4 protein-coding genes and 1 pseudogene are annotated in these 5,495 nt (G+C 58.9%); 4 read left to right on the top strand and 1 reads right to left on the bottom strand.

Features of this window, described 5'->3' with window-relative positions; all coding sequences use genetic code 11:
- Positions 1–413 precede the first annotated feature (413 nt).
- Entirely contained in the window at positions 414–614 is a 201-nt protein-coding gene (locus D8V06_RS15435; RefSeq protein ID WP_008056863.1) for a hypothetical protein, read from the bottom strand.
- Positions 615–1,290: 676 nt separating this feature from the next.
- On the opposite strand from D8V06_RS15435, the gene pcaR reads away from it, so the two are divergent.
- The 4 genes and pseudogenes from pcaR to D8V06_RS15410 form a co-directional block, all read left to right on the top strand.
- Complete coding sequence (gene pcaR / locus D8V06_RS15430; protein ID WP_130904359.1) at positions 1,291–2,133, top strand: pca regulon transcriptional regulator PcaR; 843 nt, start codon at positions 1,291–1,293, stop codon at positions 2,131–2,133.
- A 125-nt stretch (positions 2,134–2,258) separates the two neighbouring features.
- Complete coding sequence (locus tag D8V06_RS15425; protein ID WP_056856102.1) at positions 2,259–3,605, top strand: MFS transporter; 1,347 nt, start codon at positions 2,259–2,261, stop codon at positions 3,603–3,605.
- Positions 3,606–3,880: 275 nt separating this feature from the next.
- Positions 3,881–5,086 (top strand): 3-oxoadipyl-CoA thiolase, encoded by a 1,206-nt coding sequence (gene pcaF, locus D8V06_RS15415; protein WP_177336598.1) that lies wholly within the window; start codon positions 3,881–3,883, stop codon positions 5,084–5,086.
- 37 nt (positions 5,087–5,123) lie between these two features.
- Positions 5,124–5,495: pseudogene (locus tag D8V06_RS15410) on the top strand (protocatechuate 3,4-dioxygenase subunit beta); the annotation flags it as partial.

The following is a 5,495-nucleotide window of genomic DNA, read 5'->3' as shown; positions in this document are numbered from 1 at the left end:
ACCCAAGCATCCAGTCCGCTGAATAAATCGATCATGAAGGTTTTCTGACCCGGTCATAAGGGGGGCGGGATTATGCCAGAAAAGCGTGCCAATCAATGCACTAGCTGCTCGTTGGTAACATTCTTCAACGAATTAATTTGAGCCGCAGTCCTGCGTGTCGGTGATTTTACGGGCCTTGCAAGTCATTGAATTTATTTGAAAACACCCATGGCAAAAGGGTTTCGCGCGCTCGGAGGAGGGGCCTGAACGCTTGTGTGAAATTTCTGAGAAGAGGGTCGGATATGCGCCCTTTACCTTTTCGGATGAGCAAGGTGGCCGCTGCCCGCTTGTAGCGGGCGCAAAAGGCAACATCCATGCATCCCGCTTTTAACGGGGGCAATCGCAGACCCTTGTAAGGATTAAAGCCGGGACCATCAAGGCTCTTCGGCTTTGAGTTCCTTTTCCATTTTTTCAAGTTCTTGCTTGAAAACCTGATCCTGAACGGTGGCGCGTTTACGCCAGGGTTTGCGCTCCGGTTCGGGTTGGGCGGCGTAGGTGGTGACTTCCCCGCCGTAAACTTCCTTGTAACGTTGTTCCTGGCGCTCAAGTTCCGCGCGCAGTTCGTCTTTCGTCACAGTGCTACCTGATTGAGTTGAGATAAATTCTGGTGAAACGCGCTGCATCCAATGTATCGATCATTCTCGACGCATCGACAAGGCCGGTGAGGGCATTGTTTTACGGCAGGGCGATCAATACGTCCATGTTGCAGGCGACCACGGCACCAGAGATAAATAGCTGACGCAGCATCAGCTTCCTGTTTTCAGCGAGCGCGTTGACGATGCAATGCAGTCAGCGTCGGGCGCTTGCCGGGGGCGGCAGCGATGGAACATCGCGCCACCTTGTAGCGGAGTCGGCAAGTAGAAAACCGTCTGGCTACTGATTTGCATTATAGCGAGCGATTCACAGAACTCTATCTCTACAGAGTTAAAAGTAGGTCGCGATGTGTGATCGTTTTGTTACTCGTTACTTTCACGGCCAACTAGAGCGCTGAATGCTATCACTGTTCAGTGATAGCTTTCTGGCGCCATTAAGTCGAACAACTTTTTGGCAATTACATCGACCTTGGCAAGTCTGCATTGTCACCGTGGTGAATGCTTGAAACACGCTCTTTGATTGGCTCGGATGATGTACGGCGATTGCGATTATCGGTCAACGGTTCGATAATCGCCCAATCTGGAGCCGGCACGGCTTGTGCGCCGGACCGATAGCCACTTGTAATACACGCTGATCCGTGTGGGAAGAGAATCTGTAATGAACGATCAACTGCGCAATTCCTTTGCTTCTGTGGCACCGCCCATCGTCGCGTCGCCCGCCAAGCGAATCCAGGCACTCACAGGTGATCCGGACTTCATGACCTCGCTGGCGAGGGGGCTGGCTGTCGTGCAAGCGTTTCAGGAGCGCAAACGGCACCTGACCATTGCGCAGATCAGTCACCGCACGGAAATTCCCCGCGCTGCAGTAAGACGTTGCCTGCACACCCTGATCAAACTTGGCTACGCCACTACCGACGGCCGCACGTATTCCCTGCTGCCCAAAGTGCTGACCCTCGGCCATGCCTACGTATCCTCGACACCGCTGGCGGTGTCGGCCCAGCCGTATCTGGACCGCATGAGCGAGCAACTGCACGAAGCCTGCAACATGGCGACCCTGGAAGGTGACGACATTCTGTACATCGCCCGCTCGGCAACGACCCAGCGGCTGATTTCGGTCGATCTGTCGGTGGGTGGGCGCTTGCCGGCCTATTGCACGTCGATGGGCAGGATCCTGCTGGCGGCGCTGGATGACTCGTCCCTGGGTGAATACCTCGAGCACGCCGATTTGCAGGCCAAGACCAGTCGCACGATCCACACCCCAGAGGCATTGCTCGAATGCTTGAAGGAAGTCCGGCAGCAGGGCTGGTGCATCGTCGATCAGGAACTGGAGCAGGGGCTGCGCTCGATTGCGGTACCGGTGTACGACGCGTCCGGTCAAGTGGTGGCGGCCCTCAACGTCAGTACCCATGCGGGTCGGGTCAGCCGTAATGAGCTGGAACAACGCTTCCTCCCTGGTTTGTTAAGTGCCAGCCGCGATCTCAGCGCTCAACTGTTTGCCTAAGGTGTTCGATAATCGCACAGAGTTGCTTCGGGTGAATTGACGCTGTTTCCTCCGGATCATTAATGTCGCGGCTGCGCCAGCATTGGCTGGCTCCCCGTTCGACTGTGATCCACGGAATAAAAATAATGAACCAGCCTCAGTCTGCTGTAGGGAACTGCCTCGACGTGCAGTCCTTCATCAATGCTCAACCCATTTCGCGTTATCAGTGGCGAGTGGTGATTCTGTGTTTCCTGATTGTCTTCCTCGATGGCCTCGACACGGCGGCCATGGGTTTCATTGCGCCTGCGCTTTCTCAGGACTGGGGGATCGATCGCGCGAGTCTCGGCCCGGTGATGAGTGCCGCGCTCATCGGCATGGTCTTTGGCGCACTGGGTTCCGGCCCGCTGGCTGACCGCTTTGGACGAAAAGTCGTACTGGTCGGTGCAGTGCTGTTGTTCGGGGCGTTCAGCCTGGCCTCGGCTTACAGCACCAACGTCGAGCAACTGTTGGTGTTGCGCTTTCTGACCGGCTTGGGCCTGGGCGCCGGTATGCCCAACGCCACGACGCTGCTGTCGGAATACACCCCGGAGCGCAAGAAATCCCTGTTGGTGACCAGCATGTTCTGCGGTTTCAACCTGGGCATGGCCGGTGGCGGATTCATTTCCGCCAAGTTGATTCCGGCGTTCGGGTGGCACAGCCTGCTGCTGATCGGCGGGATTCTGCCGTTGATCCTCGCCGTCGTTTTGCTGTTCTGGTTGCCGGAATCGGCACGCTATCTGGTCGTGCGCAATCGCGGTACCGACAAGGTGCGCCAGGCGCTGGCGCCGATTGATCCGACTGTGGTGGCCCAGGCCTCCAGCTTCAGTGTGCCGGAACAGAAAACCGTGAAGGCGCGCAACGTGTTCGCGGTGATCTTCTCGGGCACCTACAGCGTTGGCACATTGTTGCTGTGGCTGACTTACTTTATGGGGCTGGTGATTGTTTACCTATTGACCAGTTGGCTGCCGACCCTCATGCGCGATAGCGGCGCGAGCATGGAACAGGCGGCATTCATCGGCGCATTGTTCCAGTTCGGTGGGGTATTGAGCGCGGTGGGCGTGGGTTGGGCGATGGATCGGTTCAATCCGCACAAGGTGATCGGTACTTTCTACCTGCTGGCCGGGGTATTTGCCTACGCGGTAGGGCAGAGCCTGGGCAACATCACGTTGCTGGCGACCCTGGTGCTGGTGGCGGGGATGTGTGTCAACGGCGCGCAATCGGCGATGCCATCGCTGGCCGCGCGCTTCTATCCGACTCAGGGACGTGCCACCGGTGTTTCGTGGATGCTGGGTATCGGCCGTTTCGGTGCGATCCTCGGAGCCTGGATGGGCGCCACGCTGTTGGGCCTGGGCTGGAACTTCGAGCAGGTGCTGACGGCGTTGGTGATTCCGGCAGCATTGGCGACCGCCGCGGTGGTGATCAAGGGTTTGGTCAGCCATGCGGATGCAACCTGATTTCAGGCGTCTGAATCTTCATCGTGGTTGATGGCATCTTCGCGGGCAAGCCTCGCTCCTACAGAGGCACCTGGATTTGTAGGGGCGAGTCTTGCCCGCGAAGCTTTCGGGTACCAATAGCCGGATAACAATGTGTTCGATAAGCGAACACTCAGTCGATTATCGGATTGTTTGACGTTTTTCACGGGCTTACTCTTCAGCCACTCCGGCGCTGCGCATCGGCGCCTTTTTTTCAAAGTCGGAAGGCTTTACCCATCTGAAGCACCTGGAGAAGCATGATGCGTGACGTTTACATCTGCGACGCGATTCGCACCCCCATCGGCCGTTTTGGTGGTGGTTTGTCTGCGGTTCGCGCCGACGACCTGGCCGCCGTGCCGCTCAAGGCCTTGATGGAGCGCAATCCATCGGTGGACTGGAATGCCGTCGACGAGGTGTTCCTCGGTTGCGCCAACCAGGCGGGTGAAGACAACCGCAACGTGGCGCGCATGGCGCTGCTGCTGGCCGGTTTGCCGCAGACCATTCCCGGCGTGACTCTCAATCGCCTGTGCGCCTCGGGCATGGACGCCATCGGCACGGCGTTCCGCGCCATCGCCAGCGGTGAAATGGAGCTGGCGATTGCCGGTGGCGTGGAGTCGATGTCCCGCGCGCCGTTCGTGATGGGCAAGGCGGACGCCGGGTTTTCGCGCAACATGAAACTGGAAGACACCACCATCGGCTGGCGTTTCATCAACCCACTGATGAAAGCCCAGTACGGTGTGGACGCGATGCCGCAGACCGCCGACAACGTTGCTGATGATTACAAGGTGTCCCGCGCCGATCAGGACGCATTCGCCTTGCGCAGTCAGCAACGCACCGCTGCCGCCCAGGCCGCAGGTTTTTTCGCCGAAGAAATCGTCGAAGTGCGCATTGCCCACAAGAAGGGTGAAACCATCGTCAGCCAGGACGAACATCCTCGCGCCGACACCACCCTGGAAGCCCTGGCCAAACTCAAACCGGTCAACGGTCCCGACAAAACCGTCACAGCCGGCAATGCCTCGGGCGTGAACGACGGCGCCGCGGCGCTGATCCTCGCCTCGGCCGAAGCGGTGAAAAAACACGGTCTGACTGCCCGCGCCAAAGTGCTGGGCATGGCCAGCGCCGGTGTGGCACCGCGTGTGATGGGCATTGGCCCGGTGCCGGCGGTACGTAAACTGATCGAGCGCCTTGGTGTGGCGGTCAGCGATTTCGACGTGATCGAACTCAACGAAGCCTTCGCCAGCCAGGGTCTGGCGGTGTTGCGTGAGCTGGGAATTGCCGACGACGCGCCGCAGGTCAATCCAAACGGCGGCGCCATTGCCCTGGGGCATCCGTTGGGCATGAGCGGTGCGCGTCTGGTCCTGACGGCGTTGCATCAGCTGGAAAAGACCGGTGGCAAGAAAGGCCTGGCGACCATGTGCGTCGGTGTCGGCCAGGGTCTGGCTTTGGCAATCGAACGGGTCTGACACGCCCTGTCGACTAATAAGAACTGAGGAAAGTGTAATGACTGACAAGCCTGGTTATCGTCGCCCGCAGGAGGGTACTCAGCCGGAGTACCTGCACCCGAGCTATCAATCCACCAACCTGCGCTCGCCATCGAAGCCGTTGGTGTTTCTGCCCCATTCGCTGTCGGAAATCACCGGGCCGACCGTCGGCGCCGAGCGCGTCAACGAAAAAGACAATGACCTGACCGCTCAGCACGAAGGTCAGCCGCAGGGTGAGCGCATCATCATTCATGGCCGCGTGCTGGATGAAAACGGTCTGCCGGTGCCGGGGATTCTGGTGGAGATCTGGCAGGCCAACGCCGCCGGTCGTTACGCCCATGCCCGCGACCTGCACGACGCGCCGCTGGACCCGAACTTCACCGGCACCGGC

This window comes from Pseudomonas sp. Sample_24 (assembly GCF_004307605.1).
In the GTDB taxonomy this organism is placed as follows: domain Bacteria; phylum Pseudomonadota; class Gammaproteobacteria; order Pseudomonadales; family Pseudomonadaceae; genus Aquipseudomonas.
Note: the sequence above shows the minus strand (reverse complement) of the source record. Positions and strands in the feature narration are given on the sequence as shown.